The organism is Novosphingobium sp. ZW T3_23 (genome assembly GCF_044987305.1).
GTDB lineage: Bacteria > Pseudomonadota > Alphaproteobacteria > Sphingomonadales > Sphingomonadaceae > Novosphingobium.
Window position 1 is genome coordinate 14,932 of the sequence record NZ_JBJDRF010000047.1, and the last position, 24,675, is coordinate 39,606.

The 24,675-nt window shown below is 66.0% G+C and carries 24 protein-coding genes and 1 tRNA gene; 10 read left to right on the forward strand and 15 right to left on the reverse strand.

Going from position 1 to position 24,675, the window contains the following annotated elements:
* Positions 1–35: 35 nt before the first annotated feature.
* The 4 genes from ACI3K3_RS19470 to ACI3K3_RS19485 form a co-directional block, all read right to left on the reverse strand.
* A complete protein-coding gene (locus ACI3K3_RS19470; protein WP_404916670.1) occupies positions 36–1,520 on the reverse strand; it encodes a PepSY domain-containing protein in 1,485 nt (494 codons plus the stop codon).
* Entirely contained in the window at positions 1,517–2,095 is a 579-nt protein-coding gene (locus tag ACI3K3_RS19475) for a hypothetical protein (protein WP_404916714.1), read from the reverse strand. The genes ACI3K3_RS19470 and ACI3K3_RS19475 overlap by 4 nt, the downstream gene beginning before the upstream one ends.
* Positions 2,089–4,371 carry a TonB-dependent receptor gene (locus ACI3K3_RS19480; RefSeq protein ID WP_404916672.1) on the reverse strand — a complete coding sequence of 761 codons (2,283 nt, stop codon included), beginning with the start codon at positions 4,369–4,371 and terminating at the stop codon, positions 2,089–2,091. Before ACI3K3_RS19480 ends, ACI3K3_RS19475 begins: the two co-directional genes overlap by 7 nt.
* A gap of 100 nt (positions 4,372–4,471) precedes the next feature.
* On the reverse strand, positions 4,472–5,167 hold the full coding sequence (locus ACI3K3_RS19485) for a transcriptional regulator (RefSeq protein WP_404916674.1): 696 nt from the start codon (positions 5,165–5,167) through the stop codon (positions 4,472–4,474).
* 157 nt (positions 5,168–5,324) lie between these two features.
* Here ACI3K3_RS19485 and ACI3K3_RS19490 point away from each other — a divergent pair, with 157 nt between their 5' ends.
* The 5 genes from ACI3K3_RS19490 to ACI3K3_RS19510 are packed head-to-tail and all read left to right on the forward strand — an operon-like array spanning position 5,325 to position 9,970.
* Complete coding sequence (locus ACI3K3_RS19490; protein ID WP_404916676.1) at positions 5,325–6,797, forward strand: aldehyde dehydrogenase family protein; 1,473 nt, start codon at positions 5,325–5,327, stop codon at positions 6,795–6,797.
* Positions 6,798–6,808: 11 nt separating this feature from the next.
* Entirely contained in the window at positions 6,809–7,594 is a 786-nt protein-coding gene (locus ACI3K3_RS19495; RefSeq protein ID WP_404916678.1) for a carboxymuconolactone decarboxylase family protein, read from the forward strand.
* A complete protein-coding gene (locus tag ACI3K3_RS19500; protein ID WP_404916680.1) occupies positions 7,584–8,402 on the forward strand; it encodes an NAD(P)-dependent oxidoreductase in 819 nt (272 codons plus the stop codon). The genes ACI3K3_RS19495 and ACI3K3_RS19500 overlap by 11 nt, the downstream gene beginning before the upstream one ends.
* Positions 8,399–9,169 carry an SDR family NAD(P)-dependent oxidoreductase gene (locus tag ACI3K3_RS19505; protein WP_404916682.1) on the forward strand — a complete coding sequence of 257 codons (771 nt, stop codon included), beginning with the start codon at positions 8,399–8,401 and terminating at the stop codon, positions 9,167–9,169. Before ACI3K3_RS19500 ends, ACI3K3_RS19505 begins: the two co-directional genes overlap by 4 nt.
* 15 nt (positions 9,170–9,184) lie before the next feature.
* Positions 9,185–9,970, forward strand: coding sequence for an SDR family oxidoreductase (locus ACI3K3_RS19510; protein ID WP_404916684.1), 786 nt, complete (start codon positions 9,185–9,187; stop codon positions 9,968–9,970).
* 7 nt (positions 9,971–9,977) lie between these two features.
* Here the strand turns inward: ACI3K3_RS19510 and ACI3K3_RS19515 are convergent, their stop codons facing one another.
* The 3 genes from ACI3K3_RS19515 to ACI3K3_RS19525 all read right to left on the reverse strand — a co-directional run bounded on the left by ACI3K3_RS19515 (position 9,978) and on the right by ACI3K3_RS19525 (position 13,245).
* A complete protein-coding gene (locus ACI3K3_RS19515) occupies positions 9,978–11,054 on the reverse strand; it encodes a diguanylate cyclase (protein ID WP_404916686.1) in 1,077 nt (358 codons plus the stop codon).
* Between the two features lie 154 nt (positions 11,055–11,208).
* Positions 11,209–13,005: a diguanylate cyclase gene (locus ACI3K3_RS19520; RefSeq protein ID WP_404916716.1), complete on the reverse strand. Its 1,797-nt coding sequence runs from the start codon at positions 13,003–13,005 to the stop codon at positions 11,209–11,211.
* A 149-nt stretch (positions 13,006–13,154) separates the two neighbouring features.
* Positions 13,155–13,245, reverse strand: a tRNA-Ser gene (locus ACI3K3_RS19525).
* Between the two features lie 78 nt (positions 13,246–13,323).
* Here ACI3K3_RS19525 and ACI3K3_RS19530 point away from each other — a divergent pair.
* On the forward strand, positions 13,324–14,388 hold the full coding sequence (locus ACI3K3_RS19530) for a peptidylprolyl isomerase (RefSeq protein ID WP_404916688.1): 1,065 nt from the start codon (positions 13,324–13,326) through the stop codon (positions 14,386–14,388).
* Positions 14,385–14,723, forward strand: coding sequence for a DUF1905 domain-containing protein (locus ACI3K3_RS19535; protein WP_404916690.1), 339 nt, complete (start codon positions 14,385–14,387; stop codon positions 14,721–14,723). The genes ACI3K3_RS19530 and ACI3K3_RS19535 overlap by 4 nt, the downstream gene beginning before the upstream one ends.
* An 11-nt stretch (positions 14,724–14,734) precedes the next feature.
* Here the strand turns inward: ACI3K3_RS19535 and ACI3K3_RS19540 are convergent, their stop codons facing one another.
* A complete protein-coding gene (locus tag ACI3K3_RS19540) occupies positions 14,735–16,831 on the reverse strand; it encodes a RelA/SpoT family protein (RefSeq protein WP_404916692.1) in 2,097 nt (698 codons plus the stop codon).
* 254 nt (positions 16,832–17,085) lie between these two features.
* On the opposite strand from ACI3K3_RS19540, the gene ACI3K3_RS19545 reads away from it, so the two are divergent.
* Positions 17,086–17,565, forward strand: a complete 480-nt coding sequence (locus tag ACI3K3_RS19545) for a hypothetical protein (RefSeq protein ID WP_404916694.1) — start codon at positions 17,086–17,088, stop codon at positions 17,563–17,565.
* Here ACI3K3_RS19545 and ACI3K3_RS19550 read toward each other — a convergent pair.
* The 3 genes from ACI3K3_RS19550 to hemF all read right to left on the reverse strand — a co-directional run bounded on the left by ACI3K3_RS19550 (position 17,559) and on the right by hemF (position 19,857).
* Entirely contained in the window at positions 17,559–17,918 is a 360-nt protein-coding gene (locus ACI3K3_RS19550; RefSeq protein WP_404916696.1) for a hypothetical protein, read from the reverse strand. The two genes, ACI3K3_RS19545 and ACI3K3_RS19550, sit on opposite strands and share 7 nt — an antisense overlap.
* Positions 17,919–18,079: 161 nt before the next feature.
* On the reverse strand, positions 18,080–18,865 hold the full coding sequence (locus ACI3K3_RS19555; protein WP_404916698.1) for an SDR family NAD(P)-dependent oxidoreductase: 786 nt from the start codon (positions 18,863–18,865) through the stop codon (positions 18,080–18,082).
* 110 nt (positions 18,866–18,975) lie between these two features.
* Positions 18,976–19,857 carry an oxygen-dependent coproporphyrinogen oxidase gene (gene hemF, locus ACI3K3_RS19560; protein WP_404916700.1) on the reverse strand — a complete coding sequence of 294 codons (882 nt, stop codon included), beginning with the start codon at positions 19,855–19,857 and terminating at the stop codon, positions 18,976–18,978.
* Between the two features lie 59 nt (positions 19,858–19,916).
* On the opposite strand from hemF, the gene pdeM reads away from it, so the two are divergent.
* A complete protein-coding gene (gene pdeM, locus ACI3K3_RS19565; RefSeq protein ID WP_404916702.1) occupies positions 19,917–20,621 on the forward strand; it encodes a ligase-associated DNA damage response endonuclease PdeM in 705 nt (234 codons plus the stop codon).
* Positions 20,622–20,783: 162 nt separating this feature from the next.
* Positions 20,784–21,305 carry a translation initiation factor IF-3 gene (gene infC / locus ACI3K3_RS19570; RefSeq protein WP_404916704.1) on the forward strand — a complete coding sequence of 174 codons (522 nt, stop codon included), beginning with the start codon at positions 20,784–20,786 and terminating at the stop codon, positions 21,303–21,305.
* 229 nt (positions 21,306–21,534) lie between these two features.
* Here infC and ACI3K3_RS19575 read toward each other — a convergent pair whose 3' ends face one another.
* The 4 genes from ACI3K3_RS19575 to ACI3K3_RS19590 all read right to left on the reverse strand — a co-directional run.
* A complete protein-coding gene (locus ACI3K3_RS19575) occupies positions 21,535–22,068 on the reverse strand; it encodes a J domain-containing protein (protein ID WP_313440325.1) in 534 nt (177 codons plus the stop codon).
* Between the two features lie 120 nt (positions 22,069–22,188).
* Positions 22,189–22,722, reverse strand: coding sequence for a peptidoglycan-associated lipoprotein Pal (pal, locus tag ACI3K3_RS19580; protein ID WP_404916706.1), 534 nt, complete (start codon positions 22,720–22,722; stop codon positions 22,189–22,191).
* A 151-nt stretch (positions 22,723–22,873) separates the two neighbouring features.
* The gene (gene tolB / locus ACI3K3_RS19585) at positions 22,874–24,283 is read right to left on the reverse strand and encodes a Tol-Pal system beta propeller repeat protein TolB (protein WP_404916708.1); all 1,410 of its coding nucleotides are present in this window, start codon (positions 24,281–24,283) and stop codon (positions 22,874–22,876) included.
* Positions 24,280–24,675 (reverse strand): TonB C-terminal domain-containing protein (locus ACI3K3_RS19590; protein ID WP_404916710.1); only part of this gene is annotated, 396 nt, incomplete at its 5' end. The genes ACI3K3_RS19590 and tolB, both read right to left, overlap by 4 nt.

The following is a 24,675-nucleotide window of genomic DNA, read 5'->3' on the forward strand; positions in this document are numbered from 1 at the left end:
CGCCCCCGGTGTATTTTCGTCTGGTGATTTTCCCTTTAGCTTGCCGGAATGGGCTTGGGACGGTTGCGAAGCTGCACCGCCAGAACGCCCAGCGCGCCTGCCAGAAGCAGACCGTCAACCAGAAGCGAACCGCCTTTCGGCAGCGCCGTCACGCCGTGGAGCAGGGCCAGGGCGACCAGCATGACCACCAGCACCCAGCGCCAGATCCGGGAGAGCGAGGCGCCCGGCACGCTGCGCGCTAGGGCGCTGACCAGGATCGACAGCACTGTGAGCGCCAGCCATAGGCCCGGAAGCGGGGCTGCGGGTACAAACCACGCCAGCAGTGCCGTCAGCGCGAGAATAGCGGGTTGCCCCCAGCAGACGGCAGTCCAGATCCGCTCCCATTGCGGCGCGGGTCGGCCCCGGTCACGGCGACGGGCGAGCCAGATCGTCACGCCGCTGGAGGTCACCACGCAGAGCGCAATGCCCAGCAGGCCATAGGCAAGCCGCACCGCCAGTCCGCCATACCAGCCGAAGTGAAGCTGGCCGATGCCGCCCAGGATGCGGGTTCCGGCAACGAAGTCCTCGGGATGTTCCTGCGCGATGGCCTTGCCCGCCGCGTCGAACCGGGTTTCATCCTGCTGGACGAGCAGCCTGGGCCGCGCGCCATGAACCGCGACGCGCATGTCGGCGCGGCCGGGACGTTCGACGACCACGTTCTGCGGCGCGGCTTCCGGGGATTGCCGGCGCGCCTGCGCGATGAGCGCGGCGATGTCGGGCAGCGGCACCGCGCGCGCATCGACCGGCGGCGGCGCATCGAGGAACAGCTCGTAGACCTTCTTCATCCCGCCTTCGGGATAGAGCAGCAGGGCCAGGACCGCGACGATGATCGTGCTCAGCCCCAGCAGCGCGCCGGTAAGCGCCAGCGTGAAGTGGAACGGCAGCGCCCAGATGCCCAGGCGGTTGTGCAGGTCCGCCTCCTGCAATCGCCGCGAGCCACCAAGCCGCAGGTGGAAGGCGTCGCGGAGCACGCGCGGGTGGGCGAGAATACCGGAAACCAGCGAGGACAGCAGCGCCACGCCGGTCAGCCCGACGATGAACTCGCCCCAGCTTCGCGGCAGGTGGAGGTTGACGTGGAGATGGATCAGGAACTCCGTCCAGACCGCTTCGAGATCGGACAGCGAGCCATCCTCGGCCACCGCCCACTTGCGCTCGAACGTCGGGCTGAAGGCGACCAGCGTGGCGCCCTCCAGCGCGCTGCTCGGCATGTTGAGATAGAGCGCCGCATCGCCGGCCGTGTGCCTGGCGCCCTCGGCGATGGCGCGCGCGGCGGCCTGGTCGCTCAGGCTGCGGGCCACCGGCGTGGCGGGCACTTCCCAGCGTTCGAGATCGGGGGCGAAGACGGCGATCGTGCCGGTCACGCAGACCAGATAGATCACCGCGGCGAACGCGAGGCCGAGGATCGAATGGCTGCTGAGCACCGAGCGCACCGTCTCGGGCGAGATCGGCCAGCGCCACTGCTTCTTGCGGGTATTGCTCATGCCGAGGCTCCCAGATGTGCCCCAAGCCAAGCAAGGCCGAAGCCGGTCACGCTGGTGCCGACCAGCACCACCGTGGCGCGCAGGATGCGGCGGTCGGCCAGGGTCCAGGTCATGGCAAGCCCCCAGAGCACCGGCATCAGCAGACCGCCGACGACGATGCGCGTGCGCGGGTCGCCGGGCATGTAGACAGTCAGGCAGAAGGCCACGGCCATCGCGGCGGTCATGCCCAGCGGCCCGGCCAGCAGGGTACGGAGCACCCCGCGCCAGACCCGGCCGGGCTCTTCCAGCGGCTCCGGAGCGACGTCAACCTCGCGCAGGCGCCCGGCCTTGCGGCGCACGCGCCCAAGCCAGATCACCAGCAACGCGCCGATCCCTTCCATGGCGAGCGCCAGCGCTGTGCCTTTCACAGGACCGATCAGGAATGCCGAAGCCAGCAGGAGGCCGAGCAGAACGACCCAGCCCCCGGCAATCAAGCCGAGGGCCGAACCGTCGCGTCGCAACCACGATCGCCGCAGCAGGAAAGCGCCGAGCGCGCCTCCCGCGATGAGCAGAAGGCTTGCCCCGTAGATCACCAGTGGACCCCCGCACCCACTCCGAAGGTCTGCGGCTCGCCCAGGATCGCCTGGTGGATCGCCGCATATTCGTATTGCTTGTATTCCTCGTTGAAGAGGTTCCGCACGAAGCCGAAGATCGACCAGTTCTCGGTCTCGTAGCCGATCCGGCCGTTGACCACGGTGCGCGCGCCCACCTTGAACTGAGCCTGGTCCTGACCGACGCCGGTGAACACCGAAGTGCGGTAGTTGGCATTGACGTTCGCGGTGAAGCCGCCGCCGAACCGGGCGTTCGCGCCGCCCGCCAGCGTCCAGCGCGGGGCATAGGGGAACTGCGTGCCCTGGAGGTCGATCGCGCTGGTCGCTCCCGTCGGCAGGGTGAATTCGTCGAACTTGGTGCGAACGTGGCCGACCGAGGCATAGAGGTCGATCCCCGGCGCCACCGTTGCGGTAGCCTCAACCTCGAAGCCGTAGAGGTGCGAACCCGCCGCATTGACCGTGTTGTAGTCGTAGGCGTTCAGCCCGAAGTAGGCGGTGACCTGCTGGTCCTTCCACTCCATGTAGAACACATTGGCGTTCAGCGTCAGGCGGCCATCCAGCCACTTGGAGCGCAGCGAACCCTCATAGTTCCAGCTATATTCGGGATCATAGGGCACCAGTTCCGCCCGCGCCGGGTTCTGGCTCGACCCGCCCGAGCGATAGGCCCGCTGCACGGTGAGGGCGGTGGTGATGTCCGGCGTCCAGTCCATGCTGATACCGGCCTTCGGCAGGAAGGCGTTGAACGTGCGGCTGTTGGAGGCGTAGGGCGAGGATGCGTCGGACACCAGGCCCAGCACGCCCTGATTGATGACCGAGATCACCGGCGCATAAGCGGTGCCCATGAAGTTCACGTCCGGCAAGGTGCCGTTGAACGTTGCCAGCGTTTCCGCCGCATAGCGGTTGCGCTCGTGATCGAAGCGGAAGCCGCCGATCAGGGTCAGGCGATCCGTCACCTTGAAACGGGCATCCCCGAACAGGGCCATCGTCTCGACCTTTTCGGGCTGCTGCGCGCTATAGGCGACCGGGATGACCGGAAGCTGGGCGGTATAGGCGTTGGCGATGAACTGCGACGTCGCCGCGTTGAAGCCATTGGATTGCAGCAGCCCGGCGATCGTGGAAGTCGGCGTGGCGATGTTGATGCGGCTGTTCGAGACGATCGAACCGGTGCGGCGATAATACCAGGCACCGAGCAGCCCGCTCAACCGCTCGCCTTCGTAGTTGAGGCGCAGTTCCTGCGTCAGCGTCTTGTAGAGATAGCGATTGTCGATCGCCTGGATATCCTGCGGCGTGCCGTCGGTGTCGATCACCGAGTGGACCTTGGAGCGGTTCCACGAAGTGACGCTCGACAGCTTCAGGTTTTCCGCCACCGGATAGCTGAGATTGAGCACGGCGATGTCGCTGGCGATCTTGCCGCGGCTGGGCTGGTCGCCGGTGGAGATGCGGTTGTTGAAATAGTCCGGCACGTCGGTGCGCGCATATTCGTAGAGATAGCCGCCGTCGCGCCGCACCCGGTTGTAGCTGGCTACCGCTTCGAGGCCGGGCAGCGCGCTGGGCGTCCAGAGCACCTTGCCGCGCAGGTTCAGCGACTTGAGCTCGTCGTCATAGCCGCCGCGCGTGACGTTCTTGATCAGCCCGCGATCCGCGCGGCGTTCGGCCGAAAGCCGTACGCCGAGTTCGTCCCGGACGATCGGGCCGCCCACGGCGGCCGAGAAGGTGCGATCGTCATGCTCGGTCCAGAGCACCCGTGCATCGCCGGTCCAACGATCCAGAGTGGGGTTCTTGCTGGTGATGACGATTCCGCCCGCCAGCGCGTTGAGCCCCTGGATGGTCGACTGCGGCCCGCGCAGCACTTCCACCTGCTGCACGTCCCACATGTCGGTGGGACCGCCGTAGAGCGCCCACTTGGGAATCGGCGCGCCATCCACATAGACGCTGGCGGCATCCGCCTGCCCGCCCGCACCCACGCCGCTATTGCTCACGCCGCGAATGGTGAAGCCCGAGGCACCGTAGGTTTCCGAAACGTTGGCCGTGCGATTGTAGACGTCCTGGATCGTGATCAGGTTTTCCCGCTCGATCTTCTCCGAAGTGGTGACGGCGATGCTGGTCGGCGTTTCCTGAAGCGTGCGCGCGCTCTTCTCGCCGGTGACGATGATGTCGTCCGGGCCGGCGGTCTGGTCGACCGGCGCGGCCTGCTGGGCATGAGCGGGAAAAGCGAACGCTGCGATGGCAACGCTCGAAAGCAAAGCGGAAAACTTGAACATGAAACCCCCTAGTCCCTCAGGGCGGCTCATATATTTCCACTCTGTTGCGAGTCAATCGCATTCTCAATAGCAGGTGCGCAGACGTTATGTATGAGCCGCCTTATCCCGGCAGGCTGCCCATCACCACCTCGCGGTTCTGCCGGTTCGCCTCGAAGCGGGTGAGATCGGGATCGTTGGCCAGGATCGCGGCGATGATCCGCCGCCGCCCAGCCCGCCAGAACGCCACGCCTTCCCCGAAAGTCTCCACCACCGGCGAAGCACGGGCCGAGGCATAGTGCAGGGTGACCCGCGTCAGCATCTCGAACAGGGGGCGGCGGACCATCTGGAACAACAGCTCCTGAAACTCCAGCTCGAACGGCCCGAACTCGGCCATGGTGCGGAAGGATGCGGCACGTTCGCCCAGCACTGCGAGCCTGTCCCGCAGCGAAGCGTCCGTGCATCGGGCCGCTGCCGTCGCCAGTTCGGTGAACAGCAGCGAGGTCATGTCTAGCGCCTCCCCGTAGCTCGCCGGGTTCATTCGCATGTAGGAGTGGAGCGCGCGTTCCAGCGCGGCTTCGTCGGGCCGGGTGCCGTAATAGCCACCACCGGGGCCGCGCCGCACCTCCAGCAGGCCTTCGTGCTCCAGCACCCGCGCCGCCTGCTGAAGGGTGACGATCCCCACTTCCAGCTCCCGGGCGAGTTCGTGCAGTGCGCCCAGCAAGGTACCGGCGTCGCAGGCGAAGATCCGCTCGCGCAGCGTCTCGGTGGTACGCGCCACCAGGTTGGTGCCCCTGCGTCGTCCCGGTGCCCGTTCCATCATATCTCCAATTATATGCCTATTTTTGACGTTTTACCCTTTTATTTCGGCTACTATACGCAAGATCAAGTCAATTGACCGCCTGTTTTTAGCTCCATACCTTCCACTGTGAAACGAGCGGCCACAAGCGCCGACAGTGGAGAGGAACGGAACGAGGATGGGCTTCCAACATCCCGACATATCGGCATTCCCCGAGATTTCGCTGGTCATCGGCGACGAGCGGGCGCGCTCCGGCAGCGGCGCCGACTGGGGCCATATCTATCCCGGCACCGGCCGCGTCACGCGCGAAATTCGCCTGGCCGGCCCTGCCGACGTCGATCGCGCCGTCGCCGCCGCCAGGGCCGCGCAGCCGGCATGGCGCGCCCTGCCCGGCGACAAGCGGCGCGACCTGATGTTCCGTCTCGCCGCGCTGATCGAGAGCAAGGCCGCAGAGATGAGCCCGCTGCTCACGGCCGAGAACGGCTCGATTCTGATCGCAGGCGGCCACATGAGCCTCGATGCCGCGCAGAAGTTCCGCTACTACGGCGGCTGGGCGGACAAGATCGACGGTCGCACGGTATCGACCTGGGGCGGGCCTGCGCACGACTATGTGACCTATGAGCCCTACGGCACGCTTGGCGTGATCGTGCCGTGGAACGGGCCGCTGTTCGCCGCCACCATGGTCATGGCCCCGGCGCTCGCCGCCGGTAACTGCGTGGTGCTGAAGGCGCCCGAACTGGCGCCGTGGTCGCTGATGAAGCTGATGGAGGCGATCCGCGAAGCCGGTTTCCCGGCCGGCGTCGTCAACCTTGTCACCGGCGGGCCGGACGTGGGCGCGGCGATGGTCAGCCATCCCGGCATCGACAAGATCGAATTCATCGGCAGCGGCGCAACCGCGAAGAAGATCCTCGCCAGCGCCGCCGAAACGCTCAAGCCCGTGGGCCTCGAACTCGGCGGGAAGTCGGCTGTGGTCGTGTTCGCGGATGCCGACCTCCAGGCAGCGGCAAAGCGCGGGCTTTCCGGCGCCGTCAGCGCCAATGGCCAGGGCTGCGTCAACGGCACGCGGCTGCTGGTGGAGCGCTCTATCTATGAACCCTATCTCCAGATGCTGAAGGCCATGGCCGCGCATGTGAAGGTGGGCGATCCCTTCGCGATGGACACCTTCATGGGCCCGGTAATCTCCGAAGCCGCGCTTGCCCGTATCGACGGCATGGTGCGACGCGGGGTCGAGCAAGGCGGCGAAGTGCTCTGCGGCGGCGCGCGGATGGAGGGCGATCACGACGAAGGCTACTTCTACCCCATCACCGTCCTCGCCGGAGTAACGCCGACAAGTGAGATCGCCCGCAACGAAGTGTTCGGCCCGGTTCTGGTCGTCACCCCGTTCGACAGCGAGGAAGAGGCGATCGCGCTGGCCAACGACACCGATTACGGCCTCGGCGCCTATGTCCACACCACCAATCTCACCCGCGCGCACCGCGTGGCCGGGCAGATGATGGCCGGGCAGGTTCAGGTCAACGGATCGGGCGAGGCGATGACGCCCTGCGTGCCCTTCGGCGGCATGAAGCATTCCGGCCACGGCCGCCTCGGCGGGATCGAGGGTCTGCGGGAATTCCAGCAGATCCGCAACGTCTGGGTCAACCTTCAGGACTGAGGAGAGCGAGGATGGCACTGCTCCAACCCCAAGAACGCAATGCACGCGGCCTCGCCACCGAGGCCGAAGTCACGGCTCGCCCGGCCCGTCCGCCAGCGACCCTGCTGGAGGAATCGTGGCGCGATTTCGTCTTCGCGGAAGTCTGGACGCGGCCGGGTCTGCCCCGCCGCCCGCGCTTCCTGGTCGCGATCGCCAGCGCCGTGACCTGCGGCCTCGAAGACCGCCAGATCGACGATTTCGTGCGCGGCGCGCTGACCAGCGAAACGCTCAGCCTGGCCGAACTGCGCGAGGCGGCGCTGCACCTCGCGGTCTACGCAGGCTGGGGCAATGGCGGCAAGCTGGATCGCGCGGTGACGCGGGTGGCGGACGAACTCGGCCTGCCTCCGGCCGAAGTACCTGCGATCTGCCCCGAACCCTGGGATCCCGACGTGCGCAGCCAGCGCGGGCATGACGAATTCGCGCAAGTCATGACCTTTGCGCCGGGCCCTCCGGCCACGCCCTATCTGGAAGGAATCAACAATTTCGTCTTCGGAGAGATGTGGTGCCGTCGCGGGTTGGACGAGCCCTCGCGCCGCTGGATCACGCTGGTCGGCGTCTGCGAATCCGGAGCGGAAATCCCGATCCGCAGCCACATCCATGCCGCCATGGCGAGCAGTAACTGCTCGCCGCAGGAGATGCGGGAATTCTGCCTGCAATACGGCACCCACGCCGGCTGGCCCAAGGCCTCGCGCATTCAGGGCGTGGTGCTGGAGATGATCGACAAGGTCGCGAAAGGGCTCCCCTGGCATGCCAAGTAACGGAACCGCGACCGGCTTCATCGGCCTCGGCTCGCAAGGCGGGCCGATGGCGGAGCGGATGCTGGCGGCCGGATACGAACTTACCGTCTGGGCGCGGCGTCAGGAGGCGACCGACGATCTCGTCGCCAAGGGCGCCCATCGCGCGGCTTCCGTTGCCGAACTGGGCGCGCGATGCCAACACATAGGCATCTGCGTGGTGGACGACGCCGGGGTTGAGCAAATCTGCGCGGCGCTTCTCCCTGCGATGAAGCCCGGCAGCGTGCTGGTCATCCACTCCACGATCCTGCCGCAGACTTGCGAGCGGCTGGCGGCGGCAGCGGAAGCGAACGGCATCGCCCTGCTCGATGCCCCCGTCAGCGGCGGCGGTGCAGGTGCGGCGGCCGGTACGCTGACGGTCATGTGCGGCGGCAGCGAAGAAGCCTTCGCCAGGGCGCTCCCCGTGATGGAGAGCTTCGCGGGCAAGACCGTGCTGCTCGGCCCGGTCGGTTCCGGCCAGCGCGCCAAGATCGTCAACAATGCCCTGATGGCGGCCAACATGGGCCTTGCTCACGCGGCGCTCTCATTGGGCGAAGGGCTGGGGATCGACCGCGCGGCACTGGCCGATCTGGTCAAGCATTCCAGCGGTCGCAGCTTCGGCTTCGAAGTCTACGCCCGCCTGCCCGCCCCCTCGGCGTTCGCCCATGGCGGCAAGCTGCTGCGCAAGGACGTGGACCTGCTGGGTGCGATCGCCACGCCCGATAATGCGCTGGCCCAGGCCGCCGATCCCTTCCTCGATGCGGCGCTGGCCGCAATGGAGCCCACTGCATGAGCGTGATCTTCAAGACCTTGGACATGACCGGCAAGGCCGCCGTCGTCACCGGCGCCGCCTCCGGCCTTGGCCGCATGACGGCGCTGAAACTGGCCGAAGCGGGGTGCGATCTCTGGCTGGTGGACGTGAACGAAGCGGGGCTTGCCGAAACCACCGAACTGCTCGCCCCGCATGGGCGCAAGACGGGCAGCGAAGTGGCGGACCTGTCCGACCCCGCCGCCTGCCACGCCGTCATCGCCCATGCCGTCGAGACATTCGGCCGCCTCGACGCGCTGTGCAATGTCGCCGGGCTGATCTACCTCGCCAACACGCCGCAGATGCCGCAGGCGCAGTACGAGCGGACCATCGACGTCAATCTCAACGCCCCGTTCTTCCTCTCGCAGGCGGCGATCCCGCATCTGCTGGAAGTGAACGGCGCCGTGGTCAACGTGGCCTCCTGCGCGTCCTACATCGGGGAGGCCTATGCCGCCGCCTATTGCGCCAGCAAGTGGGGCCTCGTCGGCATGACCAAGGCCATGGCCATGGAATTCCAGAAGCAATCCATCCGCATCAACGCAGTCGCGCCGGGCGGCATGATCACCAATATCGTGACCAACTTCACCCCGCCCGAAGGGTGCGACTTCGAACTGCTCAAGCGCTTTTCGGGGCTGCGCGGGCAAGTGGAAGTGGAGGACGTGGCAGACCTTGTCGTGCTGCTCGCTTCCCCCACCGGTCGCGGCTTTCACGGCGCCTGCCTCTCGCTCGACGCGGGCATCACGGCAGGCTGACAGGAGACATCTGCAATGACATTCTCACTCGACCAGTTCCGCCTCGACGGCAAGGTGGCGGTCGTCACCGGCGCCGGCGGACGCGGCAACTCCATCGGCCGCGCCTATGCGCTCGGCCTCGCCAATGCGGGCGCGTCGATCGTAGTCGCGGACCTCAACGGTGACGGCGCCAAGGCGGTGGCGGACGAGATCGTCGCGGCCGGCGGCAAGGCGGTCGGCGTGAAGGTGGACGTTTCCGACGAAGCCTCCACCCTCGCCATGGGCGCCGCCGCGAAGGAAGCCTTCGGCGGCGTCGATATCCTGATCAACAATGCCGCACTGATGGTCGACGTCAGCTATGACAATTGCGAAACCATCGGGCTCGACGCCTGGAACAAGGCCTTCGCGGTGAACCTCAACGGCGCGCTGCTCTGCGCCCGCGCGGTGATTCCGTCGATGCGGGAGCGTGGCGGCGGCCGGATCGTCAACCAGACCTCTGGCGGCGCCTTCCCGGCAACCGGGCTCTACGGCATCACCAAGCTCGCCCTCGTCGGCCTCACCACCTCGCTCGCCAAGCAATTCGGCAAGGATGGGATCACCTGCAACGCCATCGCGCCGGGCAACGTCACCTCCGACGCGGGCAAGATGCTGGTGCCCGACGATTCCCCGTTCATCCAGTTCCTCAACATGACCTGCGCCCTGCGCGCACGCGGCGCGCCTGACGAACTGGTCGGCACCGCGCTGCTGCTTTGTTCGGATGCGGGGGCGTGGATCAGCGGGCAGACCATCCACGTCGACGGCGGCTGGGTGCTGCGCCCCTGAACGGCGATCAGCAGCCAGGGCGACCGCGACGCGCCTTGGCCTCGTAAAGCGAACGATCCGCGCGGACGATCACGTCGTCGATCCGCCGGTCGTCCGCCTCCACGGCGGCCAGGCCCATGCTCACGCTCCAGAGATCGGCCAGGGCCGCGCTGGCTTCCAGGCGGTCGCGCAGGCTGTCCATGAACCGTGCCGGATCCCGGCACGCGACGGGCAGCAGCACAAGGAATTCATCCCCGCCGAGGCGCGCCGCATAGCCGCCTTCGCCATTGGCCAATGCCTTCGCCTCCCGGCCAAGAGCCATGAGCACGCCGTCTCCCACCGCATGTCCATGGCGGTCGTTGATCGCCTTGAAATGATCCACGTCGATTGCGATCACCGCCGCGCCGGGCAAGAGGAAACGCTCCGCCACCTGTTCCAGTCCGGCCCGGTTCCAGCAGCCGGTAAGGGGGTCGCGCAAGGCCGCGGCACGCAACCGGCGCTGCACTTGCTCCACCGGGATCGCCAGCAGGGCCAGATTCAGCACGCCCAGCAGCAGCTGGTCCGACAGCAAGGCCAGCAGCGCCACCACGTCCTTGCCCGGCAGGTCGAGGAATGCACCGGCGATCGAGAGGAAGTAGCCGGGCAGGTAAGCCAGCATCGCCAGTCCGGCGAGCCGCCTTCCCGCCGAATGCTGCGCGCCTTTCCCGAAGGCCAGGACGAAGCCGGACAGGCCCATCGAAAGCGCCAGTCCCGCCGCATCCCCGGCGCTTTGCCAGCGATCCGGCCGCGCGATCCATCCCAGCGCATCCAGCGCACCGGGCAAGGCGTGCCCGAGCACCGGGCCGACCACGGGTACGATCATCCAGCGCCGCCACGCCTGCCCGCCGTCGAGTGCCAAGGCGCCCGCGACCGGCAGTGCGTTGGTCAAGCCCAGCGCGGCATAGATCAGGGCCAGGCCCGTCGGCTCCCCTCGCGGCACTGCCGTGAATGCATAGAGCACGGCGACATAGAGCAGCGAAGACGACGCCCAAAAGGCGTAGTGGGACGCCGCCCGATCCCGCAGCCACAGCACGCCGAACACGAGGCCGAAAGCGCTCGAAGACAAGATGCTGCAAAGGCGGAGGGTATCGACGTCTGGAAAGGTCATGTGGCTCGCTTGGGTGGCGGGCAAACCATTGCACACAATGGTTAACAACCGCTTCGGCAAAGCGCTCCGCGATCCACCGCAGCCCCGCCCCGACCCGCCGATCCGAAGATTTTCAGCCGGTTTGCCGCAAGAGATTCCGGCCGTCGTGCTTGGCCTGGTACAAGGCTCTGTCCGCGCGGGCCATGAGTTCCTGCCGATCCATGCCCTCCCCCAGCGAGGCAAGGCCGATGCTCACCGTGACCTTCGCCAGATCGAGCGGCTCCCAGTCGATCGCCTCCACCATGCCGCGGACGCGTTCGGCCACCGCGAACGCCATCTCCGCACTGGTCGAAGGCAGCACGATCAGGAACTCCTCTCCCCCGATCCGGCCGGCCAGATCGGACCCGCGCGTGGCGAGCGCACAGGCCTGCGCAACGCGGCGGATCACCTGGTCGCCCACTGCGTGCCCGAAACGGTCGTTGATCTGCTTGAAGCGGTCGATGTCCAGCACCGCCACGGCCAGCGGACCGCCCGTCGTGCCGGAAACGGCGATCTCGTCATCGAGGAACGCCAGAACCTTGCGACGATTGGCGATCTCGGTCAGCGAATCGGTCTCCGCAAGGTGGATCGCCTCGTCCGCGCGCGCTTCCGCTCGGGCGCGGGCACTGGCCAGCTCCATCGTCGCCAGGACACGATTGGTGACATCCTGAAAGATTCCGAAGATCGCCCCCGGCTTGCCGTCCTCTCGCAGTTCGACTTCGCTGCAACTGTAGACGTAGCGGATCTCGCCATCCGTGCGAACGATCCGCGCCTCGAAGTCGATCGGCTTGAGCGTTTCGAGGCATTGCGCCAGCGTGCCTTCCACCAGCGACCGATCTTCCGGATGGTAGAAGTTCACCGCCACGTCCAGGCCGGGCTGGCCGGCCGGCTCCATGCCATGGATGCGGAACACTTCCCCCGACCAGAACAGGCGCTGCTCCGCCAGTTCGAGCCGCCAGTGGCCGACTTTGGCAATGCTTTCCGACATTTCCAGCCAGCGCTTGCCCCGCTCCACTTCGGCAAAGCTGCGATCGCGCATCGCGATCATCGCCGCCAGCGGCAGTGCGGATACCAGCAGCGTGAAGAGGTAGAACTGGAAGAACAGCACTTCCACTTCGGTGCCGGCATCCTGCAGGCTGATCGACCCGCGATCCTGCCAGATCGCGACCGAGCCGATCGCCGCGATGATCAGGATGCTGCATGTCGCGCCCGTCGCACCTAGAAAATAGGTGGCGAACAGGACGCTCAGCAGAGGCAGGAAAAGCAAAGGAAAGGCGGACTGGGTGAATGCGCCGGCGGCCACGACCGCAACCATGGCAAGCACCAGGGCCGTGCGTCCGAGCTGCGCCGCATTGCGTGGCGGCCCGCTGGTCCCGGGATGCATGAAGTTCATGATAAGCGGCACGACGATAAGGATGCCCAGTGTCGTCGTCGTCAGCCAGGACATGAACATATGGCCGCTTCCGCCCCCCGCCAGCACGCTGGCGATCGTGGCGCTGGTAAAAGCAGCGAACACGGCCGCAAAGCAGAAGCGCGCAATGGCGGCGATATGGAAAAACGAATCGTTCCTGCGCTGGATGTCCCGCATGACCCCGAACGCCACCAGAGCTTCCACCACGTTTGCAGCGGTATGGCCCAGCGCGGGTCCGACCCGCCCAATCCAGATGCAGTTGGCGATGAAGCTGGCGATAGCGAGGGCAACCAGCACCCATCGCCGCTGCCCGGGCTTCGCGAGCAGGAGCGCGGCGACGGCAACCCCGCTCGGCGGCCAGACCGTGGCCACGCCGTCTGCGCCTCTTGTCAACTGCAGCGCGATGCCCGCGAGGACGAAATAGAAAAGGCCCGCCAGAATCGCGCCCAGAATCGTTCGTCGGAGATTGCTGCTACCCACTCCCGACAAATAACCCCCGGCTCCTCCAATTTCGACCCATTATCGATGTCGATAGAAAGATTTGCCGCCCCGGACCGGGACATTGCGAACCGAAGCGGTGCGCCTTGGCGCTTGACCGACGGCAGGGTGCTGACTTCGAGGAGATCAGATGGCGGAGCGGGAGGGATTCGAACCCTCGATACGCTTTTGACGTATACTCACTTTCCAGGCGAGCGCCTTCGACCACTCGGCCACCGCTCCGCATGCACTGGTAAGGCGGGCGCCCTAGCCTGCGTTGAAGGGTTTCGCAAGCCGTCTCGACGTGCCATCACGCTCTCGATGCGAAAATTCTTTTCCGCCTTCGCGGTTTCCACCCTTTTGGCCTCTCCCGTCATGGCGGCGAACGCGCCCGCCGCGCGCACTCCGAACGATATCGTCGCGGCGGCGCCGGCGGCGGACTGGAAGCAGATCGCCCCTTCCGATCTTCTGGTGATGGACCTTGCTCCCGGCGCGGACGGCAAGCCTCGGCGGGTGGTCATCCAGCTGATCCCGGCGCCGTTCTCGCAAGGCTGGGTGGGGAACATCCGCAAGCTGGTCGCCGCGCGCTGGTACGATGGTATCGCCGTGGTGCGGGTCCAGGACAACTACGTCGTGCAATGGGGCGATCCCGAGGGAGAGAACCCGAAGAAGGCCAAGCCGCTGCCCGCCGGTCTGGAGCGTGTTCCCGAGGAAGACTATGCGGCCAAGCTGAAGACCGTCGTCGGGGATCTCGGCAAGGCTCGCGACTTGCGAAGTGCGCGGTTCGACCTCGTCTTCGGGGATGGGGTAAGGAAATTCGCCAAGCCTGTCATGTGGGACCGTGATGCCTATGCTGACAGTACGATGATCCTTGATGGCTGGCCCGTCGCGATGGGGGGCCGCCAAGGCGAAGCTGCTTTGGCGCCCATTGGCGAAGACCAACCCGTCTTTCCGGAAAAAGAGCAAAGGCGACTCTGGCCCACCCACTGCTACGGCATGGTCGGTGTCGGCCGCAACAATTCGCCCGATACCGGCACGGGAGCCGAACTCTACGCGGTGATCGGCCATGCTCCGCGCCAGCTGGATCGCAACGTGGCGATCGTCGGGCGGGTGATCTCTGGGATCGAGAACCTTTCGGCCCTGCCGCGCGGCACGGGGGACATCGGCTTCTACAAGTCTCCGCAAGAGCGCGTGGCGATTCGCTCGGTCCGCATGGGCAACGAAGTCACAGGGCTTCCGGGCTACCAGTATCTTTCGACCGACAGCGACAGCTTCTCCGCCTATGTCGACAAGCGCGCCAATCGGAAGGATGCGTTCTACGTCCAGCCCGCCGGTGGCATCGACGTCTGCAACGTGCCGGTGCCGATCCGCGAGGTGGCGCAGTGACGCTGGCAGAGCGAATCGATCACACCGGCCGCCTCTGGCGCTGGACGGGCGGTTCGGGCAGCGGCACCTGGCATTTCCTCACCATCGACGGCGCGGCAGGAGAGGCGCTGTCGGGCACCGCGGTGATGCGCAAGCTGGAGGGCACGGCCCGCGGCTTCGGCTCGCTGAAGGTCAAGGCCCGGATCGGTGCCACCAGCTTTGCGACATCGGTGTTTCCGAGCAAGTCCGATGGCGGGAGCAACGGGCAGGTTTGGCTGCTGCCGGTAAAGGCCAGCGTCCGCCGCGCCGAGGGGCTGGCGGAAGGCGACGAAGTGGAGGTCAGCCTGGAGTACTGACCTCCCCCAGGTCAGATTCGCGAGGCTTCAGCCACCGCCTCGCTGGCGCGCAGGGCGCTGACGATACGGGTCAGGTGGGCAAGATCGGTCACTTCCAGGTCGGCCTCGTAAGTGCCGAAGGGCTCGTCGCGGTGGACCATCTGGAGGTTGGTGACGTTCGCCCGGTTGGACGCCAGGATCTGCGTCACTTCCGCAAGCGTGCCGGGGCGGTTGTAGAGCACGAGGCTGAGCCGTCCTACCGCACCGGTGGTGCGTTCCCCCCAAGAGAGGTCGAGCCAATCGACATCGGCGCCATTGGCCAGCGTCAGGCAGTCGATCGCGTGGACTTCCACCTTGTGATCGGGCCGCCGGATGCCGACGATCCGGTCTCCGGGTACCGGATGGCAGCATTCGCCCAGTTCGAAACCGACGCCGGGCGTCAGTCCGCGAATCGATATCGCCCGCTCGGCATGCGCCCAATCGCTATCGTCGGGAAGCTCCGCCGTGCTGCCCGGCACCAGCGCTTCCATGACCTGGCGGTCGGTGAGCCGAGCCGAGCCGATGGCGAACATCAGGTCTTCCTCGTCGCGCATGTCCAGCCGCTGGATGGCGCCGTCGATGGCCTTCTTGCCGATGCGGCCCGGCAGGCGGCCGACGATCTCGTCAAGCAGCTTGGCGCCGATCTCGGCCACTTCCTGCCGCTCCTTGGCGCGGACGGCGCGGCGGATGGAAGCGCGCGCCTTGCCGGTGATGACGAAGCCCAGCCAGGAAAGCTGCGGTTCGGACGTGGGGCTCTTGATGATCTCCACCACGTCGCCGTTGGCCAGTTGCGTGCGCAGCGGGATGTGGCGGCCGTTGATCTTCGCGCCCACCGTGGCGTTGCCCAGCTTGGTGTGGACGGCATAGGCGAAGTCCACCGCCGTCGATCCCTTGGGCAGCTGGAACAGCGCGCCCTTGGGCGTGAAGGCGAAGATGCGGTCCTGGTAGATCGCCATCTTGGTGTTTTCGAGAAGCTCCTCGGCATCGTGGCTGGCGTCCACGATCTCGATCAGATCGCGCAGCCAGCCCACTTGCCCATCGGGCCGGGTGCCGCCGCCCTGCTTGTAGGCCCAGTGCGCGGCGAGGCCGAATTCGTTGGTGCGGTGCATGTCGCGCGTGCGGATCTGCACTTCCATCCGCATCGAGCGCTCGAAGATGAGCGCGGTGTGCAGCGACTGGTAGCCGTTCGACTTGGGCGTCGAGATGTAGTCCTTGAAGCGCCCCGGTATCATCTGCCAGGTCTGGTGCAGCACGCCGAGCGCCTTGTAGCACTCGTCCACATTGTCGGTCAGGACACGGAACGCCATGATGTCGGTGATCTGCTCGAACGTGACGTGACGCTCGGCCATCTTCCGCCAGATCGAGTAGGGATGCTTCTCGCGCCCCGAAACCTCGACGTTGAGGCCCGCCTCGGCCAGGGCCTGCTTGATCGATAGCGCGATGGCATCGACCTGCCCGCCCTCCTCGCTGCGGATCTGCGCCAGACGGCCGGTGATGGTGGCGTAGCCCTCGGGCTCCAGTTGCTCGAAGGCGAGCATCTGCATCTCGCGCATATATTCGTACATGCCCACGCGCTCGGCGAGCGGCGCGTAGATATCCATGGTTTCGCGGGCGATGCGGCGGCGCTTGTCCTCCTTCTTGATGTAATGGAGGGTGCGCATGTTGTGCAGCCGATCCGCCAGCTTCACGAGGAGGACGCGCAAGTCCTCGCTCATCGCCAGCAGGAACTTGCGCAGGTTCTCCGCCGCACGCTCGTTCTCGGTCATCACCTCGATCTTGGAGAGCTTGGTGACGCCGTCCACCAGCCGCGCGACGTCGGGGCCGAACAGTTTCTCGATCTCGTCGATCGTCGCCAGCGTGTCTTCCACGGTATCGTGGAGCAACGCGGTGATGATGGTCTGCTGGTCGAGCTTCAGCTCGGTCATCAACCCTGCCACTTCCACCGGATGGCTGAAGTAGGGATCGCCCGAAGCGCGCTTCTGCGTACCGTGCTTCTGCACGGTATAGACATAGGCACGGTTGAGCAGGGCCTCATCGGCCTGGGGCGCGTATTCCTTCACGCGTTCGACAAGTTCGTATTGGCGCAACATTCCCGAGCTTCATGTCAGGATTTTTAACGGCGCGGCAAGAGGCCGAGTCTTCACATGCAGATTATGCAACGAAACTGTGACATCCGCACCACCGCAAATGCGCTGGTCTCGATAAAATCGTTTCGATCGGAAATTCCCGCAGTCGCGGCTTAATCCAGCGGGAACCCGTGTCCGGCAAACCTTGCCGCGAAGCCGCGCCATGCCCTCCTCCAAGGGCGGGTGGCGTCGTTCGCTCCACGGCAGAGGAGGCGCAGATGACGGGCGACAGGGAAACGGCGGTCTACGCCAGACTGCTGGGCCAATGTGCCGAAAGGATGACCGATTCGGAACTGATCGAGGCGGAGCTACTGCCCGCCTGCGGCATTCACCCTCGCGCGCCGCGAAAGCGAACGCTGATCGGCGCCAGCCTGCTGCGCGATACGATGCCCGAGCAGCGCCTGATCGTCCGCAATGTCTCCCCGCGCCGCATGTGCCTGGCGGCCAGAGGCCATGCGCTGAAGACCATGCCGCTCCCGGACCAGATCGTCTGCATCCGCCTGCCCGATAACATCGAGCATGTCGCCCGCGTCCGCTGGGTGGAGGACCATCTGTTCGGCGTGGAGCTGTTCCAGCCGCTGGACATCGAAGCGCTGGGCGCCGCCAATCGCCGCCGCAACCATCGGTTCCTCCAGATGCTGGAGCCGGCCAGGCCGCTCTCGGTGATATCCGCCCTCGGTGATATCCGCCCTCAGTAATACTTGAACGCAGTGATAACCCCGTTGCGGGTGTCGCACTTGAAGGTCTTCTTCTCGGTCTTGGTGGACCCGTCCTTCTTGCGCAGCACCACATCGACCAGCGCCCGCACCGAGGCGCGGCCGTCGCTTTTCTTGTCGGTGTCCTCCACCTGACGCATTTCCACGTCCACCGCGCCCAGCTTGGCGCCCCGCGCCTTCGCTTCGGCCATGCAGGCCGCAACCGCCCGGTCGCGCGTATCCGCTTCCGAGGAGACCGACGTTGCGGGATCCTGGCTCCAGGCCCGCGGCACCACGGCGCAGATGAGCAGCAGGAAGCTGGCGCCGGTGAAGACTTTCCACGATTGATCCTGCACGATTCACCTCCTCTTCGTGGCCGCCGGGGCAGCACCAAGGCCGATCATGTGTGCAGGAGCCGCGCGGCTCCATCGGGGCAATTACCGAGGCATGGCTTCGGCTATCCCGATGGAGTGCGCTGGAGGTGGGTCAGACCGCGTCACGGACAGCCCTTCCGGGATCAGGCGATCGTCGGCAGGATTCCGCCTTCGGCCCGCACTGCCGCGCCATTGGTGGCGGACGCCAGCGGGCTTGCCAGGAAAGCGACCATGGCCGCCACCTCGTCTGCCTCGATAAGGCGGCGGATCAGCGAGAGCGGGCGCAGTTTCTCGAAGAATTCCGCCTCACGCTCGGCTTCGGACGCGTCCTTGTTCTCCACCACCGAGCGGATGAATTCGACGATCCCTTCCGAGCGCGTCGGGCCCGGCAGCACCGAGTTCACCGTCACCCTGGTGCCGCGCGTGGCGTCGGCCATCCCGCGCGCCACGGCAAGCTGCGCCGTCTTGGTCATGCCGTAATGGACCATTTCGCCGGGCGTCATCAGCCCGCTTTCGCTGGAAATGAAGATCACCCGGCCCGCATCGCGCTCCAGCATGCCCTTGAAGTAGTAGCGCGAGAGGCGGATGCCGCTGAGGACATTGACCTCGAAGATATCGCGCCATTCCTCGTCGGTGATCTCGACGAAGGGCCGCGCCTCGTAGATGCCCAGGTTGTTGACGAGGATGTCGACCTGCGGGACCGCCTCGATCAACGTCCGCGCGCCCTCGGCGCTGACCGGGTCCGCAAGCACGCCGCGAACCTTGCCCAGCTGGCCGACCGTCTGCACTGCCGCATCGAGCTTGGCCTGGTTGCGGCCGGTGACAACGACTTCGGCGCCCTCGTCCGCCAGCTTCGCGGCGATGGCAAGGCCGATGCCGGCAGTCGATCCGGTAACGAGCGCGGTCTTTCCGGCAATCTTGAGATCCATGGATGCAATCCTTTCCAAATGTGGAATCGTCGCCTGAGATAAGCGCCAGGATGCTCGCCGATTAGAACCTCGCGAAGCCTTTCATCTTTGCCCAGACGGCAAAGATAATCTCAAGACCAGGTCGCTTCCGGCGGCAGGCTCATCAGTATCGCATCGATGTTGCCGCCTGTCTTCAGACCGAACAGGGTGCCGCGATCGTAGACCAGGTTGAATTCGGCATAGCGGCCGCGCCATTCGAGTTGCTGGGCCTTGTCCTGCGGCGTGAAGGCCATGCCCATCCGGCGCCGCACGAGGCGGGGAAACACGGCAAGGAACGCCTCGCCCACGGCGCGGGTGAAGGCGAAGTTCTCTTCCCAGGCGGCTTTGTCGGCGCACTCCAGGTGATCGTAGAAGATGCCGCCGACCCCGCGATGGACCTTGCGGTGCGGGATGTAGAAGTAATCGTCCGCCCAGGCCTTGTAGCGCTCGTAATAGTCCGCACCGTGCGCATCGCAGGCCGCCTGGAGTTCGGCGTGGAACTCGGCCGTGTCCTCGTCATAGGGGAGCGGCGGGTTGAGGTCGGCGCCGCCGCCGAACCAGGCCTTGGTGGTCGTCAGGAACCGGGTGTTCATGTGCACGGCGGGGACATGCGGATTGGCCATGTGCGCGACGAGGCTGATGCCGGTGGCGGAAAAGGCGTTCCGCTCCGCCGAGGCGCCGTTGATCGTGCCCGCGAAATCCTTCGATAGCGCGCCGACCACGGTGGATACGTTGACGCCCACCTTCTCGAAGACCTTGCCCTTCATCAGGCCGCGCGTGCCGCCTCCGGTCTCGCCCTCTTCACCGCCCTCCACGGCAGCACGCTGCCAAGGGGTATATTCGAACGCAGCGGAAGAACCGGCCTCGCGTTCGATCGCCTCGAACTCGGCACAGATCCGGTCGCGCAGCGTCTCGAACCAGTCGCGTGCGCGGGCAGTTTCGGCAGTCCAGTCTTGGGTCGGCCCATCGGTCATCGTATTTCCTCTTCCGCCCGGCGCTTGCCAAATCGGACGGGCTGCGGCAAGGGAAAGCCATGGTTCCCTTTTCGTTCCAGTCAGAGGAGTTGCAGCTGATCGCGCCGCCGCCCGGTGGCGGGACGGTACGCGGTGCCGCGCTCTACTGGCCGCGCGAACAGGCCCTGCTGGTGGCCGATCTTCACCTCGAAAAGGCCAGCTTCTTCGCCCGCACCGGACAGATGCTCCCGCCCTACGACAGCCGCGAGACGCTGGAGCGAATCGCCCTGGCCGTGCGGCAGACCGGGGCCCGCCGAATCTTCGCCCTGGGGGACAATTTTCACGACAGCAGGGGCACGGAACGGCTCGACGCCCATGCCGCGGGCATGCTCGGCGCGCTCACCCGCGCGCTGGACTGGGTGTGGATCACCGGCAACCACGATCCTCATCTGGGCAGCGAAGCGGGCGGCACCCGCGTGGAAGAGATCGAGGTGAACGGCATTGCGCTTCGCCACGAAGCCCGCCCCGGCACCACCGGCCCGGAACTGTCCGGCCATTTCCACCCCCGTCTGATCGTCACGGCGCGGGGTCGCAGAATTGCCCGGCCTTGCGTGGTCCACAGCGGAAACCGACTGATTCTTCCGGCTTTCGGGGCCTTGACCGGCGGCATGGACGCCGCCGATCCGGCCATCCTGAAGGCGCTGCAACCCGCCCGACAGATCGACGCCCTGCTCACCGCCAAAGACCAATTGCTGCGCTATCCCCTCTGGCGATCCGCCGCCTGAATACCTACATGGCGTCGTGGCCGTTTCACACGGCTCGGGCGTCCTGTAGAATTTGCTGAAATCGTGCTTTGCGTGCAGGCGCGATTCGCATTAATGACGCCCGCACTCGCCTAGCGACAGCAACGATTCAGGAGAACGCTTATAGCACCCCCACCCCGGCGTATGATGACGCCACCGGTCAAGAGCGGACCGCGCTACAATAACATGATCCAGTCGGACAAGGTCCGCGTGATCGACCAGGACGGCGAGAATATCGGCGTCATGTACACGCGCCAGGCGATCGAGCAGGCGGCCGAAGTCGGCCTTGACCTGGTCGAAGTCTCGCCCAACGCGGATCCGCCGGTGTGCAAGTTCCTGGATGTTGGCAAGTTCCGGTACGAGGCCCAGAAAAAGGCCAATGCCGCGCGCAAGACCCAGAAGACGCAGGAGATCAAGGAGATCAAAATGCGTCCGAACATCGACGATCACGACTACGATACCAAGATGCGTAACGTGGTCCGCTTCATCGGTGACGGGGACAAGGTCAAGGTCACCCTGCGTTTCCGCGGGCGCGAGCTTTCGCACCAGCAGCTGGGCATGAACCTGCTGCGCCGCGTGCAGGAAGACGTGGCGGATATCGCCAAGATCGAAGCCTATCCGCGCATGGAAGGCCGCCAGATGCTGATGGTGCTCTCGCCGAAGTAAGCGACTGCACGTCACGCAATGGTAAAACGCGAAGGGCGCGCCGCAAGGCGCGCCCTTTGTGTTTGGAGGCTGCGAGTAGAGTTGAGATAGCCGTCGTCCCGGACTTGATCCGGGACCGCTGGCAATTCTTCAGGCGAAAGCTTGCGAAAGGGCGCCCTGCCGAGAGCTAGGCCGTTCACGGCCAGCGGTCCCGGATCAAGTCCGGGACGACGTTATCCTCGACGTTCGCTCAGCCCTTCCACTCGCGGCGTTCCTCGGCCGCGCGCAGGACTTCGTAGGCCAGCTGATAGGTCTGGAACGCCTTGGCCGCTTCCGGATCGCCCGGCTTCACGTCCGGATGGACTTCCTTCGCCTTCGTGCGCCACGCCTTGCGCACCGCGTCGAACTCGGCATCGGGGTCAAGCCCCAGCGCCTCCAGCGCACGCAACTCGTCGCGGCTGCGGGTGCCGTCTCCCGAACCCGCCCAACCGTAATGCGCCGATTCCTTGTAGCCCGCGCTCTCAGCCTGCTCATCCGATTCCCGGCGCGCCGCTTCCTCGGCATCGAGACCGGCGAAATAGTCCCATCCCGCGTTGTATTCCGCGGCATGCTTCTGGCAGAAATACCAGCGATCCGGGCTGTTGGGGCTTTTGGGAGCGGGGCAGTTGCCGGGTTCGGTGCAGCCGTGCCGGTCGCAGAGGCGCACCTCCGCAGCCTCGCGCGAGCTGCCATAGCTGCGCCAGCGCGGGAAACCCCAGTCCATCGATCGACCTGCGCGACTCATTCGACGGGCGATACCTGCCCTGAGGAAGCCAATGCAAGTGCAGATGGCAGCAGCCCCATGCAAAAGGCCCGGCTCGCCATCGCGAACCGGGTCTTTCGAAAAATGGGACGGGCCGTCCGATCAGTCGATCGTGACAGTCACCGCGCGGCGGTTCTGCGCCCACGACGCTTCGTCCGAACCCAGGGCGATCGGGCGCTCCTTGCCGTAGCTTACGGTGTTGATGCGCGAGGCATCGATGCCGAGGCTGACGAGGTAGTTCTTGGCCGCATTGGCACGGCGCTCGCCCAGCGCGAGGTTGTATTCGCGGGTGCCGCGTTCGTCGGCATGGCCTTCCACCGTGGCGCGCTTGCTGGGGTACTGCTGCAGCCACTGCGCCTGCTTCGACAGCGCAGCCTGGTCGGTGGCGTCGATGCTATCTTCGTTCAGCTGGAAGTAGATGGTGTCCGAACCCATCATCCGGGCGACGAAATCGGCCTGGCTGCCCGGCTGCGGGCCGCTCGGCGGCGGGGTGGTCGGCGCGGTGGTGGCCGGGCCCGGCTCGGGCGGCAGTTCCTTCGGGGCCTTCGACGCACATGCCGACATGGCAAGAGCCCCGGCGATGAGGAGCATTGTCGATCCGGTCTTCACATGACGGGGGTACATGAGGGCAGGCATGAGGCAATCTCCTATGGTGCGCAGCCAATTATAAATGGCCTACGTTTGTTGAGGTTCCGTGTAATTCAGGGAGCTGTCAACCTGAACGGAGGTCTCGTTTCAGAGACGTTCCGTTTCAGGCGGCAGATGAAGGGAGTTTAAAGCGGCAGCGTCAGGGGCGAACCGGACCCCATGCCGGGTCCGAGGCGCCGACCGGCGTAGGCAGTTTGCGCTCGTTGCGGCCGGTTAGGTCCACTTGCCAGATCGAGGCCGTGCCCGCACCCTTGGCGGTGCGGAAGAACTGGATGATGCGGCCGTTCGGCGACCAGGTGGGCGCTTCGTCCTGCCACGAATCCGTAAGGTGGCGCATGCCGCCGCCGCTGGGGCTCATGACGGCGATGCGCAGGTTGCCCACCACATGCGTGAAGGCGATCTGGTCTCCGCGCGGGCTCCATTCGGGGGTTGCCGCGCGGCCGCCGAAGAAGCTGATGCGGCGCTGGTTCGAACCGTCTGCGCTCATCACGTAGATCTGCTGGTTGCCCGAGCGGTCGCTCTCGAACACGATCTGGCTGCCGTCCGGCGAGTAGGAGCCGCCGATCGAGATGCCCGGCGTATTGGTGAGGCGCTGCGGAGTGCCGCCGCCCGCCGACGAGATGCGATAGATGTCGGTATTACCGCCCGAGGCCATCGAGTAAAGCACCCACTTGCCGTCCGGCGACCAGCGCGGCGCCATGGTCGGGTTGCCGGTGCGCGCGATCAGCTTCTGCGTGTTGCTGCCAAGGTCGTAGACGTAGATGCTCGGCTGACCGTTGAGGTAGGACAGATAGAGGATCTTCGAATAGTCCGGCGAATAGCGCGGGGTCAGCGCAGTCGACTGCCCGCTGGTCAGGTAGCGGTGGTTGGCGCCGTCCGAATCCATGATCGCCAGGCGCTTCATGCGGTGGTCCTTGGGACCGGTCTCGGCGATATAGGCGATCTTGGAATCGAAGAACGGGCTTTCGCCGGAGAGGCGCGAATAGACCATGTCGGCGCACTTGTGCGCGGCGCGGCGCCAGTCGGACGGCGGCACCTGCCAGCCGCCCTTAACCAGCTGCTGCTTGAGCGCGACGTCGTAGAGATAGCAACCGACCGTGATCTGGCCGCCGCTGCCCGCGCGGACGTAGCCCTGTACCAGCATGTTGGCGGCGCGGGCCGACCACACCGGGAAGTCCGGCGTTTGGACCTGCGAATAGGCAGGCTGCGGCAGGCCGTCCGGGCCCGAGGGCTTGAACAGGCCGTTGTTCTTGAGGTCTGCGGCCACCACTTGCGACAGCGCGCGGCCAAGCGCGGCGGTGGAGCCCGCATTGGTGCCGGTGGGCACGTCGGCATCGGTGGCGAAAGTGGTGATGGCGATGCCGAGATCCTGCCAGTCGCTGTCGTCCGAGACGGTCACCTGGAGGCCGCCGTCCTCGTCGACGGGGGCGGCAGGAGCGGCGGGAGCCGCCTCCGGCATGGGTTGCGCGGGCGGAGCGCTCTGCGCCAGTGCTGCCGCGGAACCGGAAAGCAGCAGGCCAAATGCAGCGATGTGGATGATCTTCTTCATTGCGATAGCCTTCTGTCGAAGTTGGTCGTGATGACCTTCCAACCGTTGTAGAGGTCTTCCGGCAGATTGAACGGCGCCGCAAGCTTCACGGCGCGGATCGCCTGTTCCTGGTGGCGCTTGACTTGCGCCGAATTGGCATCGTTCTGGCCGGTCGTGCGCAGGACTTGCGGATCGCCGTCGAGGCTGCCGTCCTTGTTGAGGCGGAAGCGCACGGTGGTCACCAGCAGTTCCGCGTCGGCGCCCTGCGGAGCCGCCCAATGCGGCTTGAGCTGGCGGCTGATCGCGCCGTTCAGCGCCGACACCGCCGCCGGGCCGAGCGCGGCCGCAGGCTGACCCTTGCCTTGCGTGGAAGTGGCGCCCGATACGCCCGAGAGGAAGTCGGCGCCAACGCG

Excerpts from the sequence above, each read along its gene's own strand:
- ACI3K3_RS19495 (WP_404916678.1), top strand. The coding sequence starts at position 6,809 with ATGGCACTGCTCCAACCCCAAGAACGCAATGCACGCGGCCTCGCCACC.
- pdeM (WP_404916702.1), top strand. The coding sequence starts at position 19,917 with ATGGTTCCCTTTTCGTTCCAGTCAGAGGAGTTGCAGCTGATCGCGCCG.
- ACI3K3_RS19490 (WP_404916676.1), top strand. The coding sequence starts at position 5,325 with ATGGGCTTCCAACATCCCGACATATCGGCATTCCCCGAGATTTCGCTG.
- ACI3K3_RS19530 (WP_404916688.1), top strand. The coding sequence starts at position 13,324 with ATGCGAAAATTCTTTTCCGCCTTCGCGGTTTCCACCCTTTTGGCCTCT.
- tolB (WP_404916708.1), bottom strand. The coding sequence starts at position 24,283 with ATGAAGAAGATCATCCACATCGCTGCATTTGGCCTGCTGCTTTCCGGT.
- ACI3K3_RS19505 (WP_404916682.1), top strand. The coding sequence starts at position 8,399 with ATGAGCGTGATCTTCAAGACCTTGGACATGACCGGCAAGGCCGCCGTC.
- pal (WP_404916706.1), bottom strand. The coding sequence starts at position 22,722 with ATGCCTGCCCTCATGTACCCCCGTCATGTGAAGACCGGATCGACAATG.
- ACI3K3_RS19545 (WP_404916694.1), top strand. The coding sequence starts at position 17,086 with ATGACGGGCGACAGGGAAACGGCGGTCTACGCCAGACTGCTGGGCCAA.
- ACI3K3_RS19510 (WP_404916684.1), top strand. The coding sequence starts at position 9,185 with ATGACATTCTCACTCGACCAGTTCCGCCTCGACGGCAAGGTGGCGGTC.
- ACI3K3_RS19500 (WP_404916680.1), top strand. The coding sequence starts at position 7,584 with ATGCCAAGTAACGGAACCGCGACCGGCTTCATCGGCCTCGGCTCGCAA.
- ACI3K3_RS19470 (WP_404916670.1), bottom strand. The coding sequence starts at position 1,520 with ATGAGCAATACCCGCAAGAAGCAGTGGCGCTGGCCGATCTCGCCCGAG.
- ACI3K3_RS19485 (WP_404916674.1), bottom strand. The coding sequence starts at position 5,167 with ATGGAACGGGCACCGGGACGACGCAGGGGCACCAACCTGGTGGCGCGT.
- ACI3K3_RS19555 (WP_404916698.1), bottom strand. The coding sequence starts at position 18,865 with ATGGATCTCAAGATTGCCGGAAAGACCGCGCTCGTTACCGGATCGACT.
- ACI3K3_RS19575 (WP_313440325.1), bottom strand. The coding sequence starts at position 22,068 with ATGAGTCGCGCAGGTCGATCGATGGACTGGGGTTTCCCGCGCTGGCGC.
- ACI3K3_RS19480 (WP_404916672.1), bottom strand. The coding sequence starts at position 4,371 with ATGTTCAAGTTTTCCGCTTTGCTTTCGAGCGTTGCCATCGCAGCGTTC.
- infC (WP_404916704.1), top strand. The coding sequence starts at position 20,784 with ATGATGACGCCACCGGTCAAGAGCGGACCGCGCTACAATAACATGATC.
- hemF (WP_404916700.1), bottom strand. The coding sequence starts at position 19,857 with ATGACCGATGGGCCGACCCAAGACTGGACTGCCGAAACTGCCCGCGCA.
- ACI3K3_RS19540 (WP_404916692.1), bottom strand. The coding sequence starts at position 16,831 with ATGTTGCGCCAATACGAACTTGTCGAACGCGTGAAGGAATACGCGCCC.